The organism is Dactylosporangium darangshiense (assembly GCF_039537565.1).
GTDB lineage: Bacteria > Actinomycetota > Actinomycetes > Mycobacteriales > Micromonosporaceae > Dactylosporangium > Dactylosporangium darangshiense.
In genome coordinates this window covers 49,300-69,802 of record NZ_BAABAT010000053.1, presented here as the reverse complement: position 1 = coordinate 69,802, position 20,503 = coordinate 49,300, and the positions used below count along the sequence as shown (strand labels likewise).

Sequence of the window (20,503 nt, the reverse complement as noted above, 5' to 3'; positions counted from 1 at the left end):
AGCCATGATCCGCTGGGCCGCGATCAACACCATGACCAGCCGCATCGCCCGAGGCCGGCCAGCCACCCGTCAGCAACGCTGGCGCTGGCCCGACGACAAATAGACCACTTCTCAAACACACTCTCAGAGGTCGGGAAGGGTGTCGGTCGGGGTCGGAGAGCGGCGCTCTTCCAACCAGAACAGGTACACGCGTAGCTGCACACCGAGCGGGTCGGCAACATGCGCGGCGAAGTCGCGCAGGCCGGCAGCTGCGTCCCGCTCGTATCTGTCGGTGCTGCTTGCCCAGTGCGGGAGGAGTTCGGCGATGTAGTGGTCGATCCGGTGACGCTCCCGCCACCAGGCACGTACGGCGCTCGGCGTCCACCGGTCATCACCATCGCACCCGTAGCCGCCGAACGGGTCGGCCCAGGCGGCGTCCGCCACGGCGGATACCTCTGTCGGTGTGCGCGGCTGCCGGAAGACGAACTCCGTGAAGTACTCGCCGCCGTAGAGGACGTTGTGTGGCGCCTGCAGCCTGCCGGTCCAGCAGGTGTCCGTCTCTCCGGTCCAGAAGGGTCCGGGAACGTTCAGCCACAGCAGGTCATCCCACGACCCGGTGAAGTTGATCCGTTGCTCCGGCGGCAGCGCGGTCACCGGATCCCAGTACAGCGACACGACACGAGCGTAGCGTCGCGTGTCGGTCAGCTTTCAGAAGTCCGGGGTGACATGGAGACGCTGGAGTTCCTCGGGAGCGTCGTCCGGCGCGGTCGACCAGCCGGGCAGGCCGCCCCAAGCGATCGACGTCCGCAGGTACTCGACCAGCGTGATCGGGCCGGTCCGCCAAGTCAGGCCAGTCAGCGCCGGGTCCGCAGCCCGACTCGGCAGACGGATGGTGTAGGAAAGCCCGCTGATGTTCGCCTTGGTCATGTCGTCCGGCGAGAAGATGAAGTCGAACGGGCCGGGGTCACCATAGGAATCACGGTGGTCGTCCCATTCCTGCCGCAGCCAGCTCGCCCCAGGGATGACCAGCGGGTCGGGCAGCGGAGCGTCCTCCGGCTCCATCTCCTCATAGGTGATCCCGAGCACCGGGCAGTCACCGGTGAACATCACCTGGCCGACGTTGCGTAGGCACGCCGACAGCGCCGCCGGCAACCCGCCGATCTCCTCGTCGAGCCGGGGCAGGTCGGCAAGCTCTTCGTCGGTCGGCGGCCGGTACAGGCGCCCTGCTGGTACCAGACCCAGCTCGGCCAGCGCCTCGGCGAGCCGACGCACGTGAACGGCAACGCGACGCATCGTCTCGTCGGACACCGCGATCACGTCCTCGGCAACGCCGTCGGGAACGGCCGTGAAGGCACCGATCTCCGACCACACCTGCGCGTGATCGCCGGCAAGGAATCGCTGGTGGTAGGACGTCACGGGCCTGACAGTACAACACTGAGGATCTTGCGAGCCCAACGTGCGCAATGGGCGAGGCATGCACCGGTCGATGCCACAAAGGGCCGAGATCTGCGTGATGTCGGCAGCGCCCACCCCCAGACGGAGGTGCTCGCTCCGCTCCTAGACTGATGCCCGCTGCTGTTGGCAATCGTGTGCTGCGAACCGGGCACGACGAGGTGCATGGGGCGGGCGGCTTGTCGTCGGATGACGGTGCGGCTGAGGATCTGCCACGGTGGTTGTCATGCAGACCTACCGTGAGCGAATTCTGCGGATCGTCGCGACCAGCGACCACCCGATGGACGACGATGAGATTGCGGCGCGTGTCGGCGTTGTACGGCAGGCCGTCAACCAGGTGTGCCGCAAGCTTGAGGCGCAGGGTCTCATCCACCGCCTTTGTCGGCCCGGACGGAAAACTCGTCAACGAGATTGTCCACGGGCCGATTCCGGGTCAGCCATCCGCGGGTACTCGGTCGTGCCGAGCGCCCTGGCCAATCCGTTGACGTCGAGCTCCTCGGTGAGGTGCTCCTCGACAAGGTCGACGAGCCGGTTGAGTGCCGAGATCACGAGGCCCTCCTTTCACCGTCAACCCTGGCCGAACGCACCCCGCCCGCGCCCGACCGCTGTGGCCCGATCCGATCATGTGCCTGGACCGTCGCGGCGCTGACGCATGCAAGCTGCTGGTGGGCGTGTATCTTGCCGCACGTGAACGCGAAGATCGTGATCGGTGTGGTCGTGGCGCTGGTGGTGGGTTGTTGCGGGTTCGCGCTGTACCGCCACTTCGCTCCGAATCATCACGCCTCTGGCGACAAGGGTTGTGTGGTGGATGCGGCCAAGGCGGGCGAGTTCAAGCCCGGCCGGTGCGCCGACTCGCATCGGGCGGAAATTGTCGACTTCTTCTACCCGGACGGGGCGGAGGCCGGCTGCCACAAGTCGGCCGAGGAGTTCCTCGGCGGGCCGCTGGCTGACTCCCGGGTCGAGTTGCAGCTGCTCGACTACGTGCGGGAGGACTACACGTCGCAGGCCTGCGCGCTGGTCGCGGTCAGTGACTCCGAGGGGACCGACGCGCCGTACACCGGCAGCCTGAAGGGCACGATGAGCGGTGACCGACCGATGGCGGCCACCTGCGGCCACTTCCTCGACGGCGTGCTGACCTACGTCGCGTGCGCCGAACCGCACGCAGCGGAGTACGTCGGGTCCACTGTGGACGGCGGCGATCACGACGCCGGCTGCCGAGCGGCGGCCGCGGGCTTTCTCGGGCTGAGCGCGGACGAGCTCACGGCCCGGCACGACCTGCAGTCGCACTGGCTGAAGACCCCGCGCGACGGCGGCCGTGTCGGCTGCGTCGTGGTGGAGGCGTCCGGCAAGGAGGTGCTGACCAAATCGGTCAAAGGTCTGCGCATCGGCCCGCTGCCGGTCTGAGCCGGACGGGTGGGGCCATCACCGGCCCCACCCGGGGCTGAGCCTGTCCGGCTACCGCGCGAGCAGGGAGCGGAGCACCTTGATGATCTCGTCGGGTGCTTCCTCGGCCATGAAGTGCCCAGCCGAGGTGGTGCGGTGCTCCAGATCGGCGGCCCAGGTGCGCCACAGCGCGGCGGCGTCGTAGCCGAGTGCGGCTCCCCAGTCCTGCTGCACGACGGTGACCGGCATGGTCAGCCGGCTCCCGGCCGCTCGGTCGGCCCGGTCGTGTTCGATGTCGATGCCGGCCGAGGCGCGGTAGTCGGCGACGATGGAGGGTACCGCCTCCCGGGAGGCTTTCAGGTACTCCGCCCGCAGGTCGGCGGGAATGGCCTGCGGGCTGCGGGCCCAGGCGTCGAGAAAGAACCCGAAGAAGGCGTCCGCGCTGGCGCTGATCATCTGCTCGGGCAGGCTGGGCGGCTGGGCCATCAGGTACAGGTGGAAGGCAACGGCGGCGGTGGACCCGTGCAGGATGTCCCACATGTCCAGGGTCGGCAGGACGTCGAGGGTGGCGAGGTGGGTGATGGTAGCGGGATGGTCGAGGCCGGCGCGGATGGCGACGAGGGCACCGCGGTCGTGGCCGGCCAGAGCGAAGCGGTCGTGACCGAGCCTGCCGGCGAGGGTGACGATGTCGGCGGCCATGGTCCGCTTGGAGTACGTGTCGCCGTCGCGGGCGTCGGGCTTGTCGCTGGCGCCGTAGCCGCGCAGGTCGGGGCAGATCACGGTGTGGTCGGCGGCCAGGTCGGCGGCGACGTGCCGCCACATGACGTGGGTCTGCGGAAAGCCGTGCAACAGCACGATCGGGCTGCCCGAACCTCCCACCGCCACGTTCAGTGTCACGTCATCGTCGACCGCGACACGCTGGTAGTCGAACCCCGGAATGGCAAAAGTCATGATCGTCCTTTTCTCGTCGGGTGGACGATCTTCAGCGTGCCCGCGGCGGATGAGTAAACGATGAGCGTTGGATCAGTGCAGGTCAGCTTCGGTGTTCTCGGGCCGGTCGTCGCCTGGGACGGCGCCGGCACGCCGATCGACCTGAAAGGGCCGAAGCACCGCGCGGTGCTGGCGCGGCTCGTCGTCGCGCGCGGCCGGCTCGTGCCGGTCAGCCGCCTCGTCGACGACCTGTGGCAGGAGCCCCCGCCGGGCGCGGTGGGCGCCGTGCGCACGTTCGTGGCGGTGTTGCGGCGCGCGCTGGAGCCGCAGCGTCCACCGCGCGAGCCGGCTCGGTTGCTGGTCACCGAGGGCCCGGGTTACGCGCTTCGGCCGGCGCCGGACGCGGTCGACGCCTGGCGGTTCGAGGACGCGGTCGCCGCCGCGTCGACGGCGCCCCCGCACGAGACGCTCGAGCGGCTCGATCGTGCCCTGAGCTGGTGGCGGGGGCCCGCGTTCGCCGGCTTCGACGACGAGCCGTGGGCGCGCGCCGAGCGTTCCCGCCTCGAAGAGCTGCGGCTGAACGCGATCGAGCAGCGGGCCGAGGTGCGGCTGGCCGTGGGGCGTGCCGCCGACGTGGTGCCGGATCTCGACGCCCATGTGGCCGAGCATCCGTGGCGGGAGGAGGCGTGGCGGCTGCTGGCGCTTGCGCTGTACCGCGCGGGACGCCAGGGCGATGCGCTGGCTGTGCTGCGCCGGGCCCGCGGCCTGCTCCTGGAACAGCTCGGCATCGATCCGAGCCCGCGACTGCGTCGCCTGGAGACCGACATCCTCCGCCAGGCCGATCGGGTCGGCGACGGTTCCGGTTCGCTGGGACCGCAGCGGGTCTGGGCGGACGCGGCGGCGGCATACGACCGCACCGTGGCGTCCGGTTCCGGGGCTCGGCTGGAGTCGACGGTCGGCCTGCTGCGAAGTATCGCCGTGACGGGAGCGAGCGGGCTCGAGGCGGCGCGGGAGCAGCGCGTCGCGGCCGTCGTCGCCGCCGAGCAGCTCGGCGATGCCGAGCTCACCGCCCGGGTGATCGGCGGCTACGACGTACCGGCGATCTGGACGCGCTCGGACGATCCGGCGCAGGCGGCGCAGATCGTCGCCGCGGCCGAGCGGGCCCTGGCCGCCGTTCGCCCCGGCACGTCCGAGGCCACCCGGGCCCGGCTGCTGGCCACCATCGCGGTGGAGTCACGCGGTACGTGCGCGGCGCGCGGGCCCGAGGCGGCCCGGGAGGCGGAGCGGATCGCTCGCCGCCTGGGCGACCCGGCCCTGCTGGCCTTCGCCCTGAATGGCGTGTTCATGCAGACCTTTCACCGCGCGGGACTGGCTGCCGAGCGCGACGGGATCGGCGCCGAGCTGGTCGCGCTCTCCGCCCGGCACGGCCTGGTGACGTTCGAGATCCTCGGTCATCTCGTCCGGCTACAGGCCCGCAGCGCGTTCGCGGACTTCGCCGCCGGCGACCGGCACGCCGCCGCGGCGGACCGGCTCGCCGAGCGGCACGACCGCCCGCTGGTCGGCGTGTTCACCCAGTGGTACCGCGCACTGCGCCTGGCCGCGACCGGGCCGGCGCCACAGGCCGCGGAAGCCGCCTACCGCGACGCCGCGGCGAAGCTCGCCGACGCCGGCATGCCCGGCGTCGAGCGGGGCATGCTGCCGCTGGCGCTGCTGTGCCTGCGCGTGTGGCACGGCGACCTGATCCGCTTCGACGACGACACCGACTGGGGCCCGTACACGCCCTGGGTGCGCCCGCTCCTCCTGCTGGCCCGGGACCGCCCGGCCGATGCCGCCGCGGCGCTGCGTCAGGCGCCGGATCCGCCGCGCGACCTGCTGTTCGAGGCCCTGTGGTGCCTCACCGCCCAGGCTGCGATCGCCCTGGACGACCGGACGGCGATGCAACGCGCCCGGACCGAGCTCACGCCGGCCGCCGAGGAGCTGGCCGGGGCCGGCAGCGGCATGCTCACGGTCGGCCCCGTCGCACGCCATCTCGACCACCTCGACGCGGCCCTCAGCCGCCGCACCCTATGAGCCGGCGAACCGTTACCAATCAGTGCGCTCTAGTGAGCACACGGTTGGTAGTCCCGCCTTGCGGTGGGACGGTCCCGGTCTGACCGGCGGATGCCGTGCCGGGTTGACGTTTCACAGCCACCTGCCCGGCGAGGCGGGTCTTCTGGTCGGCTCCACGTCCTGCCACCGGGCCACTCCCGGCGGTGTCGTACTCGGCCGCGAGGGCGGCCAGGTTGCGGGCGGCGTTGCGGTCACGGTCCATGACCAGGCCGCACGCCGCACAGTGGTATTCACGCTCGGACAGGGCGAGCTTGGTTTTCACCGCGGCACAACCCGAGCAGGTTTTGGAGGACGGATACCAGCGATCGGCCACGAGCAGCCGGCCGCCGTTCCATCCGGTCTTATACGCCAACTGGCGGCGGATCTCCGCGAACCCGGCGTCGGCGATGCGCCTCGCGAGGCGCCGGTTGGCGAGCATGCCGGTGACGTTGAGGTCTTCGACCACAACCGTGCCGTGCTGGCGGGCCAGCCAGGTGGTGAGCTTGTGCAGGCCGTCGCGGCGCAGGTTCGCCACACGGGCGTGGGCGCGGCCGAGCCGGTTTGCGGATCGCTGCCACCGGTTCGACGGGCGCTGGCCGGTTCGCCGGTCCGGGCCGGTCTTGCGGGCCAGGGCGCGGCCGAGCTGCCGCATCCGCTGTTGGGCGCCGGTGAGGTGGCTCGGGTTGTCGACCAGTTCGCCGGTCGACAGAACGGCGAGGTGTGTGATGCCGACGTCCACGCCGACCACGGTACCGGGCTGTGCCGGGGTCCGGTCGGCCCGCTCGATCTCGACGCAGAACGCGACGTGCCAGCGTCCGCCGTCACGGCGCACGGTGGCGGACATGACGCGTGCGGTGCCGTTGTCGAGGCGGCGGGCGAGCTTGCGGGCGGACTCGTGCAGCTTCAGCCTGCCCAGCCGGGGCAGCACCACATGCATCCGGTCCGGTTCGACGCGGATGGTGCCGGTGGTGAACCGAACGGATGGGGTGGCGCGTCGGCGGGACTTGAACCTGGGAAACCCGACCGGTCGGCCCTTGCGCTTGCCGGTGCGGGAGTCCGACCAGTTCTTCAGCGCGCGGGCCAGCGCGTCGAGGCCGGTGTTGAACGCTTCCTTCGAGCATGCACGCCACCACGGCGCGACGTCGCCTTTCGCGGCATTCCATGCCTTGCGCAGCGACGCCAGCGTCCAGGAGATCGAATCGGTGAGCTGCTCGTCCGGCAGGCCGTAGGTGCGTTCGGCGGCCCGCTGGTCCATGACCGCCTTCACCCGGGCCAGGGCCCAGTTGTGCGCGACCCGGGCAGCCCCGGCATGCGCAAGCACGTCACGCTCCTGGCCCGGAGTCAGATCCAAGGCGAATCGGTACGCCTGGATCGTCTTCACGCCGGGTCCCCGATGGCGGCTTCGACCGCGCGCCGGGCACGGTTTCCGGCGGCGCGACGTCCGTACAAACGGGCGCACAGCGAGGTCAGGATCTCGGTGACATCGCCTACCAGGTCGTCGTCGACCTCGGCCGGGTCGACCACGAGCAGCTGTCGTCCCTGGGCGGCCAGGGCCGCCTCGACGTACTCGGCTCCGAACCGAGCGAACCGGTCCCGGTGCTCGACCACGATCGTCGACACCGCCGGGTCACGCAGCAGGGCAAGGAACTTCTTGCGGTGCCCGTTGAGCGCGGATCCGACCTCGGTCACCACCCGCGACACCGCGAAGTGCTGGCCAGTGGCCCACGTAGTAACCCGGGCGACCTGCCGGTCCAGATCAGCACCCTGGTCTGGCGAGGAGACCCGCGCGTACACCACGACCTGCCCGGACGCGGTTGGCGCGCTGAGTGGTTCGCCGATCATGATAAGCCGGCCGAGCCGGTAGGTGGGAACGGGCAGCGCCCCGGCCGCGTACTGCCGCCGCGCGGTGATGTACGCGATTCCCTGCGACGCCGCCCATTCCTTCAGGTTCACACTGACCATCTTAGCCCGCCTGAGAGCGCTAAAGATGCCAGAAGTGCCACCAGTTAGTTGCCCCGCCGCCACCTGTCCCATCAGCGTCGAGAACGGCATGTCCAGGGCGGCGTACACGTCGTTCGCCTTGGGATCGGCGTCCGACACCTCGATCCCGAGGGTGGTCAGGCTGGCGAGACCCGCTTCCCGCTTGGCGTGGCTGAAGGTGCCGCAGGCGTCGACGGCGACCACCATCCGGTAGCCGTCCGCCGGCGCCGCGATGGCCGGCAGTGACGCGCACACGCAAATCGGGCGACGAACCGTCGAGCCGGGTGAACCCGATCGGCCGGCCGATCGGAGTCAGTCGCGCCCCTGCCACGTCGTGATGCAGGCCTCGTTGCCTTCGACGTCGGCCAGGACCCAGAAGGCGGGGGCGTGCGCCGCGGAGACCAGCCTGCCACCCGCGGCCAGAGCGGCCTGCACGCGCGGCTCGGCCTCGTCGTGCGGCACCGAGATGTCGAGGTGGATGCGGTTGCGCTGCGGGCGCGGGGCGTCCATCTGCTGAAACCACACGGCGGGCGCGTCGCCCACCGGGTCGATCAACGCAAGGTCGGAGGCGTCGGCGTAGGCGAGGGCGGCCTTCCAGAACGGGCGCACCGCGGGGATGTCGAGGGCGTCGATCGCGATCTCGAGCCGCTGGGTCTGCGCCGGCGTCGTGGCCAGGCCGGACTCGGACAGCGCGGCGGTGAGGCGGGCGGCGAGGGCGGCCGTGGCCGCGGTGGCGGGGTCGAGCGTCAGCAGGACGCGGTCGGGGCGCAGGTCGATGGACAGCGGGCCCGGGTCGTCGACGGCGGCGCACGTTGCGGCGGCCGACGCGGCGTGGGCGAGGGAGGACACGGCGACGGTGGTGCGGAAGGTGCCGAGGATGTACCGCCAGCCCAGGCCGGCGACGGCGGCCTGGGCTGCGGCGCGGGTGAAGGTCACCCGATCACATATACACGCGTGACAGGCGCAGCTGGGCGACCAGGGCCACCACCGCGGCGGCGATGATCGCGGCGCCGTACCACATCACCGTCGTGAACAGGCCGAGCGGGGCGACGAGGGCGCCGGCGATGACCGCCGCGCCGCCGAAGGAGAGGTACGCGACGAGGAACACCGCGGCGAACAGCCCGGCCCGCTGGTGTGCCTCGGCGAGGGGGCCGACGGCGCGCAGGGAGCCGGAGAAGGTGGAGCCGAAGCCGGCGCCGCCGACGAGGCCGCCGAGCCACAGCAGCGGCAGGGTCGCGGTGGCGATGCCGAGCAGTGTGATGGCGGCGCCGAGCAGGACGCCGACGGTGCCGAGGCGCACGACCCGGCGGGCCGGGAAGCGGCTCAGCGCGTAGGCGGTCGCCGCCGCCGTCGCGGGGGCCAGGAAGGCGGTGGCGCCGTTGAGCAGTCCGCTGCTGTGGTGGAACACGTCGCGCAGGATGCTCGGGGACAGGCCCATGTAGAGGCCGGCGAGCATCCACGACGCCAGGTGTGCGGGTGCGGCGGCGAAGAAGTCGCGGCGGGCGGGTGCCGGGACGGACACCCGGGGGCGCAGTGAGGCGAGGGCGCCGGGCTGCCGACTGACGGTCTCGGCGGACAGCAGGGCAGTGACGGTACCGAGGGCCATGACGACGGTGAGGCTGGCGAAGACGACGAGGTTGGCGTGGTGGGTGAACTGCACGGCGGCGCCGGTCAGCAGGGCGCCGAGGCCGAGGCCGCCGGCGGGTGCGGCGGCGCCGAGGATGCCGCCGAGGCGCTTGTGGTGCGGCGGCGCCAGCTCGACGAGCGCGGCGGTGAAGGCGCTGCTCGCCGCGCCGGTCGCCAGGCCCTGCACGATCCGGGCCGCGATCACCCAGCCGATGCCGGGGGCGAAGATGAACATGACCATCGACAGCAGCTCCACGGCGAGGGCGCCGATGAGCACCGGTCTGCGCCCGATGTGGTCGGACAGCGAGCCGACGACGAGCAGGGAGGCGAGCAGGCCGAAGGCGTAGGCGGCGAAGGCGACGGTGAGCACCCACGGCGCGAAGCCCCACTGGTGCTCGAACAGGACCAGCAGCGGGGTGGGTGCGCCGGCGGCCAGGTACAGGGACGCGAAGGCGAGCGCGGCGCCGGTGAAGGCCACGGCCGGCGGCAGGGTCCGGCGCCGGGGTCGGGCCGCGATCGGGCGCTCGAGTGTTGCAGCAGACATGGCGCGACTCCTAAAGCAATGATCCTTGCGTTAGGCTGAAGGTACGCCGAACCGCGGCGTTAAAGCAATGAATTTTGCTTTAGAGACCACCGTCACAATGGAGGGCCGTGCCGTGTCCGCTCCAGTGCGCCGTACCGGCGGGCGCAGTGCCGCCGTGCTGTCGGCGATCCGTTACGCCGTCGAGGAGCTCGTGCGCGAGCGCGGCGCGGAGAAGGTGACGATCCCGATGGTCGCCGAGCGGGCCGGGGTCAACCCGACGAGCATCTACCGCCGCTGGGGCGACGCGCCGGCGCTGCTCAACGACATCGCCACCTACCGCCTGGACCCGCAGCGGGAGCTGCCGAAGACCGGGGAGCTGCGCGCCGACCTGGCCGCCTGGGCGGGCGAGATCGTCGAGCACTACCGCAAGCCGCTCAACGCCGCGATCCTGCGCGGCGGCTCGGCGATGGCCGGCGAGCAGGAGACCGACTGCCTGCGCAACCGGCGGGCCGAGGCGCTGCAGATCGTCGAGCGCTACGGGCCGCAGGCGCCGCTGAGCGCCGACGACGTGATCGACGGGCTCGTCGCCCCGATCATCTACCGGGCCATCTTCCTGCCGTGGACCCTCGGCGAGGACCTGCCGGGCCGCCTGGTCGATCGCCTCCTGCCGCAATAGGTTGGGCGCATGAGTCGTCCACAGCTGATCCCTGGCCCCGACCACCCGATCACCGTCGCGCCCGCGGACGCTCGGGTCGTGGTCCGGGCCGGCGAGCGCGTGCTCGCCGACACCACCGACGCCCTGGCGCTGCAGGAGTCCACCTACCCGGTGGTGTACTACGTGCCGCTCGCCGACGTCGACCAGAGCCTGCTGCAGCGCACCGAGCACAGCACCTACTGCCCGTACAAGGGCGACGCGTCCTACTACTCGGTCGTGACGCCCGAGGAGACGCTGGACAACGCGGTGTGGAGCTACGAGGAGCCGTATGCGGCCGTCGCGCCGATCGCGAAGCGGGTCGCCTTCTACACCAACAAGCTCGAGGTGACGGTCGTCTCGGGCGGATAGCCGACACCACGTAAACGCAGTGAGCCCTCCCGAACGTCTGGATGATGTCAAGCGGGTCACCCCTTCGGACATATAGCGCAATACCGGCCGAGGGTTTTGCTCAGCGGCCAGGGGTGAGTACCGTTCGCGAACGGGGAGGGCGCAAACATGTTGAGTCGTCGCAAAATGCTGGCCGCCGGCGCCGGAGTCGCGGCGGCGGCCGCACTGGCCGCGTGTGACAACGGCAGCAACGGCAAGACCACCTGGAGCGGCAACGGCGCATCGCCGGGCGCCGGCGGCGGCGGTGCCGCCGAGGCCAAGCTCACCATCACCCCGGCCGCCGACTCCAAGGACGTCAAACCCGGCAGCCCCGTCACCGTCGCGATCGAGAACGGCACCCTCAGCACGGTGACCGTCGCGGCCGGCGGCAAGAACCTCGACGGCAAGCTCGACGACGCCAAGCAGACGTGGACCTCGACCGGCAACCTGTCGTACGGCCAGACGTACACCGTCACCGTGGCCGGCACGGACGCCGGCGGCAAGGACGTCAGCCAGACGAGCACGTTCACCACGCTCAAGCCGACGTCGACGGCCTCGATCACGTTCCAGGCCAACCCGATGCTCGCGCTGAAGAACGGCGGCACCTACGGCATCGGCCAGCCCGTCATCGTCTTCTTCAACAAGGCCGTCAAGAACCAGGACGCCGCCGAGCAGGCCATGCAGGTCACCACCAGCCCGCAGGTCGAGGGCAAGTGGCACTGGGTGAGCAACCAGAGCGCGCATTGGCGCCCGGAGAAGTACTGGGCGAAGGGCACCACCGTCCAGGTCGCCGTCAACCTCCTCGGCGTCGACCTCGGCAACGGCGTCTACGGCGGCAACGCCAGCGCCAACTTCTCCATCGGCCCGTCCCGCATCGCCATCGCCGACTCCACCACGCACCAGATGGAGTGCTGGATCGACGGGCAGATGGTGAAGAAGATCCCCGTCAGCATGGGCAAGGGCGGCTCGACGACGGGCTCCAAGGGTGAGGAGATCGACTTCTTCACCCGCTCCGGCGTGCACGTGCTGATGACGAAGGAGCCGCTCGTCACGATGAGCTCCGCCAGCTACGGCATCACGGACAAGAACAACCCGAACTACTACGAGGAGAAGATCAAGCTGGCGTGCCGGATCTCGCTGTCCGGCGAGTACGTCCACCTGGCCGACTGGAACATCCCGCAGCAGGGCAAGGCCAACACCTCCCACGGCTGCATCAACGTCGCGCCGGCCAACGCCCAGTGGTTCTACGACACCTTCGACACCGGCGACGTCGTCGAGGTCCGCAACACCCCGAAGCAGCTGCCGCTCACCGACGGCCTCGGCGACTGGAACGTGGCCTGGTCCCAGTGGTGAGCCCGCCACGATAAAAGCGCGGCCGGTGGCGTGCGATACCGTTACCCACGTGCAGGCCACCGTTTCCATTTCCACGCCCGTGCGCGTGCTCGAGATCGGTGGCAGTCACGTGACCGCCGGTTCCGTCGAGGTCGCCGGTCACCGCATCCTCGACCGGCAGCGGCACCCGCTGGACCCGGCGCAGGACGCGCACACGATCGTCGGGGTGCTCGCCGACGCGGCGAAGCGGCTGCTGCCCGCACCCGGCGACCGGTGGGCGGTGGCGATGCCCGGCCCGTTCGACTACGCCGCCGGGGTGTCGCTGCACGAGGGCGTCGGCAAGTTCGACCAGCTGCGCGGCGTCGACCTGCGCGCGGCCCTGTCCGCCGCGATCCCGGCCGAGCCGACCGCGTTCACGTTCGTGAACGACGCCGACGCGTTCCTGCTCGGCGAGTGGGTCGACGGCGCCGCCACCGGCACCGACCGCAGCGTGGCCATCACCCTCGGCACCGGCATCGGCTCGTCGTGGCTCGCCGACGGCGTCGTCGTGTCGACAGGGCCGGACGTGCCGCAGGACGGCGAGATCCACTTCTGCGACGTCGACGGGGTCAACATCGAGGACCTGGTGTCGGACCGCGCCCTCATCCGCGGCTACCTGGCCCGCACCGGCACGACCGTCGACGGCATGCGCGGCCTGGCCACCCTCGCCCGCGACGGCGACAAGGACGCCCGCGAGGTCGTCGACGCCGCGTTCGGCATCCTGGGCCGGCTGCTCACGTCGTGGCTGGACCGCTTCGGCGCCGAGGTCGTCGTGGTCGGCGGTTCGATGACCGGCGCCTGGGACCTCATCGAGCCGGCCCTGGCGCTGTCCGTGCCGGCCCGGCCGGTCCGGGACACGGAACGTTCGGCGCTGCTCGGCGCCGCCTATGCGGGTGCGGTACAGCACGACGCCGCCTGAGCGCCGCCGCACCCTAGGCATCGAAGAACATCGGGTGCTACAACGGGGGATGGTCTCACCCCTCGTCTGTCAGCCGGCTCCCGGCGTCTGGGTGCTGCGCACGCCCCGCAGCGCATACGTGCTGTCCCTCGCCGGGCAGGACGTGCCGCTCACCGCGCACTGGGGCGCACCCGTCGACGACGAGGCCGCGGTCGAGCTCGCCCGGGTCCCCGCCGACCTCCCCCGCGGCAGCTGGGAGAGCCCGGTCGACGGGCGCGAGGAGTACCCGTCGGACACCGGCCTGCGCTTCGTCGAACCGGCCCTGGCGCTGCGCTTCCCCGACGGCTCCCGGACCGTGCGCTGGGTCCTCGACGCCGCCGAGGCCGATGAGGGGCATCTGCGGCTGCGGTACACCGAGCAGACCCGCCCGCTGCGCCTCACCCTGCACTACCGGGTCACCGCCGGGCACGACGTCGTCGAGCGCTGGGCGGAGCTGGACACCGACGTCGCCGTCGAGGTGCTGCGCGCCGACAGCGCCGCCTGGTGCCTGCCGCCCCTCGACGGGTACCGGCTCAGCTCCCTGCACGGCCGGTGGGGCGCCGACAGCCGCCTCGAACGGGCCCCGCTGCCCGCCGGCGCCGTCCGCATCGGCAGCCGCCGCACCACCACCAGCCCGATGCACAACCCGTGGGTCGCCGTCGATGACGGCACCGCCACCGAGACCGCCGGCGAGGTGTGGACCGCGGCGCTGGCCTGGTCCGGGACGTGGCGCATCGACGTGCAGCGGCTGCCGGTCGGGCGGGTCGTCGTCAACGCCGGCGCCGGGCACGAGGAGCCGGTCGCGGCCCTGTCCCGCGGTACCACCTATGCCACACCCACATCGTGCGGGCTGTTCAGCGGCGAAGGCTTCGGCGCCGCCAGCCGCGCCTGGCACGACTACGTCCGCGCCCGGGTGCTGCCGCACGGCGACGAGCTGCGGCCCGTGCTCTACAACTCGTGGGAGGCGACACAGTTCCGGGTCGACGAGGCCGGCCAGATGGCCCTCGCCGAACGCGCCGCCGCCCTGGGCTGCGAGCTGTTCGTCATGGACGACGGCTGGTTCGGGGCCCGGATCAGCGACACCGCCGGCCTCGGCGACTGGCGGCCCAACCCCGACCGGTTCCCCAACGGCCTCGGCCCGCTCGTCAAACGCGTCGGCGAGCTCGGCATGCGCTTCGGCATCTGGGTCGAACCCGAGATGGTCAACCCCGACAGCGACCTGTACCGCGCACACCCCGACTGGGTGTACGCCTCACCCGGCTACCCCCGCCACGAGCTGCGCAACCAGCTCGTCCTCGACGTCGGCAAGGCCGAGGTGGCGGCGTGGCTGCACGGCTGGCTCGACGCGCTGCTGTCCGAGCACGACATCGCGTTCGTGAAGTGGGACATGAACCGGCCCGTCACCGACCCCGGCCTGCGCGGCGACCTGCTGTGGTCGACCGCGCACGCCCGCAACCTGTACGGCATCCTCGACCGGCTGCGCCGCGACCACCCGCGGGTGCGGTTCGAGTCGTGCGCGTCCGGCGGCGGCCGCGTCGACCTCGCCATCCTGGCCCGCACCGACCAGGTGTGGCCCAGTGACAACACCGACGGCAGCGACCGGCTGCACATCCAGGAGGGGTTCGGCCAGCTGTACCCCGCCCGCGCCATGACCGCCTGGGTGACCGACGCCCCGAACTTCCTCACCGGCAACCGGCTGCCCCTGACGTTCCGCTTCCACGTCGCCATGGCCGGCGTCCTGGGCATCGGCGGCGACCTGCCCCACTGGGGCGTCGACGAGCAGGCCAGCGCGGCCGCGCTCATCGCCCAGTACAAGCGCATCCGCCCGATCGTGCAGCACGGCGGCCTGCACCGGCTGCGCTCGCCGCGGGAGTCGAGCGCGCCGGCGCTGGCCTACCTGTCCGCCGGCGGCGACGAGGCCGCCGTGTTCCAGTTCCTCGACGGGCACCGCTACGGCGAGCCGGCCCCGCCGGCCCGGCTGCCGTTCCTGCCGCCCGGCACGTGGCAGGACGCCGACACCGGCCGCCGTTACCCGCAGGCGTTCCTCGCCACCCACGGCCTGGATGCCGGCCTGTCCCGCAACCACGACAGCGCCGTCACCCACCTGCGCCGCGTCTAGGCCAGCGCGGCCTTCACGTAGGCGAGGTTGTCGGCGCAACGCTCCGCCAGGGGCAGGGCGGTGGAGAAGTCCTCGAGGGTGACCCAGCCGTCGTAGCCGTACTCGCGCAGCGCCCGCAGGTAGCCGCCGACGTCGGCCTGGCCCTCGCGCAGCGTCGCCCAGTCGTGCCGCCACGTCACCGTGCCGTCCTCGGCGGTCGCGGTGCGGTGCCAGGCGACGTTCTTGACGTGGACGTGCTGCAGGTAGGGGCCGAGCAGCTGCCACGCGGCGCGGTGGTCCTCGTGACCCTCGATGACGAGGTTGCCGAGGTCGTGGATGACGCCGATGGTGGCCGGGTCGAGGCCGTCGATGAGGCGCAGCGCCGCCGACGCCGACGACGCGATCGTCTCGTGGTGCAGCTCGATGAGGACGGCGACGCCAAGGCGGGCCGCCTCCGCGGTCGCCCACTCGAGGTCCTTGCGGGCCTCGGCGAACAGGTCCCGGTAGTCGCCGGTCTTCAGCAGCGGCGTGTTGACCCGGACCCGCCCGGCGCCGAGGGCGGCGGTGGCGGCGAGCAGCCGGGCGACGTCGTCGCGTTCGAAGGTGCGGGCGTAGCCGCCGATGCCGGAGTAGTCGAGGCCGGCGCCGCGGGTGACCCGGTCGATGTCGGCGAGGCTGTCCTCGAGGCCGGTCAGCGGCCAGGTGGCCCGGTTGCCGGCCCAGAAGCCGGGTGGGTCGGCCGGGTCCTGGTCGATGATGCGCCACTCGACGCCGTCCCAGCCCTGCGCGGCGAGCGTGTCGGCGGCCTCCTGCGGGGTCCAGTCGGGCGTCGAGGCGGTGAAGACGGAGAACCTCACGTTACTTACTCCTGGGTTTTGACGGTGACATTGTCGTACGCGCCGTCGAGGACCTGACCGAAGTCGACCGGGCGGTGCAGCGACGCGGAGACGTAGACGGCGCGCACGAGCGCCAGGGCGAGCAGGCCGTCCTCGACGCGCACGCCGGGGTGCCGGCCGGTGTCGACGGCCTCGACGATGTCCTGGTACTGCCGCAGGTGCCCGACCACGAAACCGTCGGGGGCCTTCGGGGCGCCGAACAGCTCCTCGTGCGGTACCAGATCCAGGGCCTGGCGGGCGGCGGGCAGGTCCGGGCTGTCGGCGGAGGAGAAGTACTCGAGCTGGTCGTCGTGCAGCACCGCCGAGCCCTCGGTGCCGTAGAGGGCCAGGCGCACCGGCAGCCCCGGCCGGGCGCCGGTCGTGGCGTGCAGGACGGCGAGGGCGCCGCCGGCGAAGCGGATCGTGGCGACGGCCAGGTCCTCGACCTCGATGTTGTCGTGGCACACCAGGGCGGTGCGCGCGTACACCTCCTCGGGCCGGCCGAGCAGCGCCAGCATCTGGTCGACGAGGTGGATGCCCTGGTTGGCCACGGCGCCGCCGCCGTCGAACTCCCACGTGCCGCGCCAGTCCGCCGAGTCGTAGTACGCCTGGTCGCGCCACCACGGCATCGACACCACCGCCGACGTGACCCGCCCCAGCCGCCCGGCCCGCACCGCGCCGAGCACCGCGGCCATCGCCGGGTCGAAGCGGTGCTGGCTCACCATCGCGCAGACCAGGCCCCGCGCCTCGGCCTCCAGCGCCGTCTTCGCGAACTCCCGCGCCTTCGGCAGGCTCGTGTCGAGGGGCTTCTCGACGAGCAGGTGCGCGCCCGCCCGCAGCGTCTGCTCGGCCGCCTCGACGTGCAGGCCGCTCGGCGTGCAGATCGCGACGAGGTCGATGCGCCCGGAGGCGAGCGCCTCGCCGAGGGTCAGGTGGACGGACGGGCGGGGGTCGAGCTTCGCGGCGAGGGCCTCGGCGGCCTCGATGCGGGCGTCGACGAGCGCGGCGACACGCAGCCGCGGATGCCGCCCGATCGCCTCGGCATGGTTGCCGCCGATGATGCCGCTGCCGACGATCGCCACGTTGAGCAGGTTCATTTCACTCCTCCGGCCGTCAGGCCACCCACCAGGAACCGCTGGAACACCAGGTACAACACCACCACCGGCAGCGCGCAGATCAGCGCCGAGGCCATCAGCTGCCCGTAGAGCGGGATGGCACCGCCCTCCTGCGTGGCCCCGAACACCTGCAGCGCCACCGCGGCGGTGCGGGTGTCGGCGTTGGTGATGACCGAGGCGAACAGCACGTCGTTCCAGCCGAGCAGGAACGCGAAGATGCCGGACACCACCAGGCCGGGCCAGCTCAGCGGGATCACGATCGAGCGCAGGATCCGCCACGACGAGGCGCCGTCGATGCGGGCCGCCTCGTCCAGCTCGTGCGGCAGCCCCCGCAGGTAGGTGACCATCACCCACGACGAGAACGGCAGCGCGAACGTCAGGTAGGTGACGAACAGCGCCCACCGGGTGCCGATGACGTCGATGCCCAGCACCCGCGACAGGTTGGCGAACAGCACGAACACCGGCAGCAGCATCAGCGTGCCGGGGATGCTCTGCAGCGCCAGCAGCCCCCGCAGGATCAGGCCGCGGCCGAAGAACGCGAACCGGACCAGCACATAGGCGGTCGCCACCGACACCAGCGCCGACACCACCGCGACGCTGCCGGCGACGACGACGCTGTTGAGCAGGCCGTCGCCGAGCTCGACGGTGTCCCAGATCCGCACGTAGTTGCCGGGGTTGAAGCCGCTGGGGAAGAACTCGCCGCCGGCGACGCCGAGGTCGTCGTTGACGCTCGCGAACAGCATGTACAGCACCGGTGTGAGCGCGAACACCAACAGCACGGCGATGACCACGGCCTGCAACGAGCGGGGCAGCAGCCGCTGCACGTCAGTCTTCATTGCGGTTCAGCCTCACCGCTCGCAGGTACACCGACAGCGGGATCGAGACCAGCACCAGCGACAGCACCGCCATCGCCGCGCTCAGCCCGAACTTGAAGTTCTGGAAGCTCTCCACGTACGTGAGCACCGGCAGCACCTCGACGTCGTGCGGCGCCGGCACCCCGAACAGCACGTACGGCAGCGTGAAGCTGTTGAGCGTGTGCAGGAACTCGATGACCATGCCCAGGCCGAGCACGCCGCGCAGGTGCGGCAGGATGATCGAGCGCAGCTTCGGCCACCAGCCCGCACCGTCGAGGGCCGCGGCCTCGTGCACGTCGTCGGGGACGCCCTGCAGCCCGGACAGCGCCAGCAGGTACAGCAGCGGCCACGACGTCCACAGCTGCACCACGATCAGCGCCCAGTAGCTGTTGGGCCCGTTGAGCCACAGGTACTGCTCGCCGAGCAGCCCGTTGGCCGGCCCGTCCGGCTGCAGGAACGTGCGCCACACGGTGCCGACGACGAACGCCGGCAGCACGTACGGCACGAGGAACACCGAACGCACCAGCGCCCGGCCGCGGAAACGCTGCTGGGTGGCCAGGGCGGCGGCCAGGCCCAGCGGCACCGCGGCGACGGTCACGATCACCGAGTAGCCGACGCTGACCCAGATCGCGTGCGGCAGCGCCGTCTCCCGCCACGCCTCGACGTAGTTGTCGAGCCCGACGTTCGGCGCGTCGGTCCACTGCCGCAGCGTGTACTGGTTGAGATCCAGCGTCGAGACCAGCAGCGCGACGGCCAGGGGCACCACGATGACGACGATCAGCAGGACGCCACCCGGCGCCAGCATCCACAGTGGACGCTGACGCCGGCTGACGGTCCGGCGGGCCGCAGTCGTCACTTCGCCTCGTCGACGGCGGCCTGGGCGTCCTTCTGCGCCGCGGCCACCAGGGACTTGAGCTTGCCTTCGTCGACCTTGCCGGCCTTGAGGTCCGGCACGGACTGCACGACGACGTTGAGCAGGGCCAGCTGCACCTTGCTCCAACCCCCGTTGAACGGCGTGCCGGCCGAGCGGCCCGCCGAGTCGACGATCGCGGCCAGGGCCGGGTCGGACTGCAGCTCCTTGGCCGCGGTCGCGTTCGTCGGCAGGTCGCCGAACGTCTTGTAGTACGACTTCTGCTGCTCCGCGCTCGTGATCAGCTTGATGAACGCCAGCGCCAGGTCCTTGTTCTTGCTGTACTTCGCCACGACGAGGTTGTCGCCGGACAGGATGCTCGTCGCCGGGACCCCGTTCGACGGCTTGCTGGACTGCCCCGGCGGGATCACCGGCATCACCGCGTACGCGTACTTGCCCGCGACCTGCGACTTGTCCAGCGTCACCTTCGAGGATGCCGACACCATCGGCAGGAATGCCGCCTTGCCGGCGCCGAACTCTGCGATCGCCTGCGCGTTCTTCCAGCCCACGGCCGCCGGGTCGACGACCTTGTCGCTGGCCAGCCAGCCCAGGTAGGTCTGGTAGGCCTTCAGCGTCACCGGGTCGTCCAGCGACGCCTTCTTACCCGCGACGAGCGGGTTGCCGGCCTGCACGCTCATCGCCCAGATGAACTTCCACGGGTCGAACCCGTCGGCGTAGGCGACCGCCATGCCGTAGTTGCCGCCGGTCGTGAGCTTCTTGGCCTGCTCGCGCAGCCCGTCCCAGCTGTCCGCCGGCTTGTCGATGCCGGCGGCCTTGAGCAGCTCGGTGTTGTACGCCATGACGAACGGGCGGCTGGCGAACGGGATGCCGACCTGGTGCTGCGCGTCCGGACCGGAGATGCCGAACGTCGCCGGCAGGAACTGGTCCTTGCCGCCGACCTTCTGCCAGTCGGCGTCCTGTAGCTCCAGGAACGCGCCCGTCGAGTACGCGGTCGGCGTGAACGTCGTGCCCAGCGCGTAGATGTCCGGGCCCTGCCCCGACACCACCGACGTCTGGATCTTCGTCAGCTCGTCGTTGGCCGACGCGAACGTCTCGAACTTCACCTCGGCGCCCGTCTGCGCCTTGAACGCGTTGCTGATGTCGGTGAACCACTGCTTCTGCTGCTGCGGGTAGATCGTGTTGGCGCCCATCAGCACGTTGAGCGTCTTGCCGGCGCCGTTGAGCGCACCGTCGCTGTTGCCGTCGCTCTTGGCGTCGTCGCCGCAGCCGGCGAGCACCAGCGCCGCGGCCGCGCCGACAGCGAAGATCTTCAATCGGTTCATAGGGGTGTCCACTCCTCA

19 protein-coding genes are annotated in these 20,503 nt (G+C 71.4%); 7 read left to right on the top strand and 12 right to left on the bottom strand.

Annotated features, from left to right (window positions below; translation table 11 throughout):
* Positions 1–123: 123 nt before the first annotated feature.
* Both ABD901_RS50045 and ABD901_RS50040 read right to left on the bottom strand, forming a co-directional pair.
* Positions 124–654, bottom strand: a complete 531-nt coding sequence (locus ABD901_RS50045) for a hypothetical protein (RefSeq protein ID WP_345140404.1) — start codon at positions 652–654, stop codon at positions 124–126.
* A gap of 33 nt (positions 655–687) precedes the next feature.
* Complete coding sequence (locus tag ABD901_RS50040) at positions 688–1,395, bottom strand: hypothetical protein (RefSeq protein ID WP_345140401.1); 708 nt, start codon at positions 1,393–1,395, stop codon at positions 688–690.
* 540 nt (positions 1,396–1,935) lie between these two features.
* On the opposite strand from ABD901_RS50040, the gene ABD901_RS50035 reads away from it, so the two are divergent.
* Positions 1,936–2,835, top strand: a complete 900-nt coding sequence (locus tag ABD901_RS50035; RefSeq protein ID WP_345140397.1) for a septum formation family protein — start codon at positions 1,936–1,938, stop codon at positions 2,833–2,835.
* 51 nt (positions 2,836–2,886) lie between these two features.
* Here ABD901_RS50035 and ABD901_RS50030 read toward each other — a convergent pair whose 3' ends face one another.
* Complete coding sequence (locus tag ABD901_RS50030) at positions 2,887–3,765, bottom strand: alpha/beta fold hydrolase (protein WP_345140394.1); 879 nt, start codon at positions 3,763–3,765, stop codon at positions 2,887–2,889.
* Between the two features lie 60 nt (positions 3,766–3,825).
* On the opposite strand from ABD901_RS50030, the gene ABD901_RS50025 reads away from it, so the two are divergent.
* The gene (locus tag ABD901_RS50025) at positions 3,826–5,814 is read left to right on the top strand and encodes an AfsR/SARP family transcriptional regulator (RefSeq protein WP_345140390.1); all 1,989 of its coding nucleotides are present in this window, start codon (positions 3,826–3,828) and stop codon (positions 5,812–5,814) included.
* A gap of 19 nt (positions 5,815–5,833) precedes the next feature.
* On the opposite strand, the gene tnpB is transcribed toward ABD901_RS50025, so the two are convergent.
* From tnpB to ABD901_RS50005, 4 genes are all read right to left on the bottom strand, one after another.
* Complete coding sequence (gene tnpB, locus ABD901_RS50020; protein WP_345140387.1) at positions 5,834–7,213, bottom strand: IS607 family element RNA-guided endonuclease TnpB; 1,380 nt, start codon at positions 7,211–7,213, stop codon at positions 5,834–5,836.
* Positions 7,210–7,785 carry an IS607 family transposase gene (locus ABD901_RS50015; protein ID WP_345140410.1) on the bottom strand — a complete coding sequence of 192 codons (576 nt, stop codon included), beginning with the start codon at positions 7,783–7,785 and terminating at the stop codon, positions 7,210–7,212. The genes tnpB and ABD901_RS50015 overlap by 4 nt, the downstream gene beginning before the upstream one ends.
* Before the next feature lie 339 nt (positions 7,786–8,124).
* A complete protein-coding gene (locus ABD901_RS50010) occupies positions 8,125–8,748 on the bottom strand; it encodes a VOC family protein (RefSeq protein ID WP_345140363.1) in 624 nt (207 codons plus the stop codon).
* A gap of 4 nt (positions 8,749–8,752) precedes the next feature.
* Entirely contained in the window at positions 8,753–9,982 is a 1,230-nt protein-coding gene (locus ABD901_RS50005) for an MFS transporter (RefSeq protein ID WP_345140360.1), read from the bottom strand.
* Between the two features lie 112 nt (positions 9,983–10,094).
* Here ABD901_RS50005 and ABD901_RS50000 point away from each other — a divergent pair, with 112 nt between their 5' ends.
* From ABD901_RS50000 to ABD901_RS49980, 5 genes are all read left to right on the top strand, one after another.
* Positions 10,095–10,637 (top strand): TetR/AcrR family transcriptional regulator, encoded by a 543-nt coding sequence (locus ABD901_RS50000; protein WP_345140356.1) that lies wholly within the window; start codon positions 10,095–10,097, stop codon positions 10,635–10,637.
* Positions 10,638–10,646: 9 nt separating this feature from the next.
* A complete protein-coding gene (locus ABD901_RS49995; protein ID WP_345140353.1) occupies positions 10,647–11,024 on the top strand; it encodes a DUF427 domain-containing protein in 378 nt (125 codons plus the stop codon).
* Positions 11,025–11,171: 147 nt separating this feature from the next.
* Positions 11,172–12,395 (top strand): L,D-transpeptidase, encoded by a 1,224-nt coding sequence (locus ABD901_RS49990; protein ID WP_345140350.1) that lies wholly within the window; start codon positions 11,172–11,174, stop codon positions 12,393–12,395.
* 49 nt (positions 12,396–12,444) lie between these two features.
* Positions 12,445–13,332 (top strand): ROK family protein, encoded by an 888-nt coding sequence (locus ABD901_RS49985; RefSeq protein ID WP_345140347.1) that lies wholly within the window; start codon positions 12,445–12,447, stop codon positions 13,330–13,332.
* Between the two features lie 34 nt (positions 13,333–13,366).
* On the top strand, positions 13,367–15,469 hold the full coding sequence (locus tag ABD901_RS49980) for an alpha-galactosidase (RefSeq protein ID WP_345140344.1): 2,103 nt from the start codon (positions 13,367–13,369) through the stop codon (positions 15,467–15,469).
* Here the strand turns inward: ABD901_RS49980 and ABD901_RS49975 are convergent.
* Genes ABD901_RS49975 through ABD901_RS49955 form a run of 5 tightly spaced genes read right to left on the bottom strand, consistent with a single transcriptional unit; the run spans position 15,466 to position 20,485 of the window.
* Positions 15,466–16,305: a sugar phosphate isomerase/epimerase family protein gene (locus ABD901_RS49975; RefSeq protein WP_345140341.1), complete on the bottom strand. Its 840-nt coding sequence runs from the start codon at positions 16,303–16,305 to the stop codon at positions 15,466–15,468. The two genes, ABD901_RS49980 and ABD901_RS49975, sit on opposite strands and share 4 nt — an antisense overlap.
* A 5-nt stretch (positions 16,306–16,310) precedes the next feature.
* On the bottom strand, positions 16,311–17,420 hold the full coding sequence (locus tag ABD901_RS49970) for a Gfo/Idh/MocA family protein (RefSeq protein WP_345140338.1): 1,110 nt from the start codon (positions 17,418–17,420) through the stop codon (positions 16,311–16,313).
* Complete coding sequence (locus ABD901_RS49965; RefSeq protein ID WP_345140335.1) at positions 17,417–18,274, bottom strand: carbohydrate ABC transporter permease; 858 nt, start codon at positions 18,272–18,274, stop codon at positions 17,417–17,419. Before ABD901_RS49965 ends, ABD901_RS49970 begins: the two co-directional genes overlap by 4 nt.
* The gene (locus ABD901_RS49960) at positions 18,264–19,148 is read right to left on the bottom strand and encodes a carbohydrate ABC transporter permease (RefSeq protein ID WP_345140332.1); all 885 of its coding nucleotides are present in this window, start codon (positions 19,146–19,148) and stop codon (positions 18,264–18,266) included. Before ABD901_RS49960 ends, ABD901_RS49965 begins: the two co-directional genes overlap by 11 nt.
* Entirely contained in the window at positions 19,145–20,485 is a 1,341-nt protein-coding gene (locus ABD901_RS49955) for an ABC transporter substrate-binding protein (protein ID WP_345140329.1), read from the bottom strand. The genes ABD901_RS49960 and ABD901_RS49955 overlap by 4 nt, the downstream gene beginning before the upstream one ends.
* Positions 20,486–20,503 lie beyond the last annotated feature (18 nt).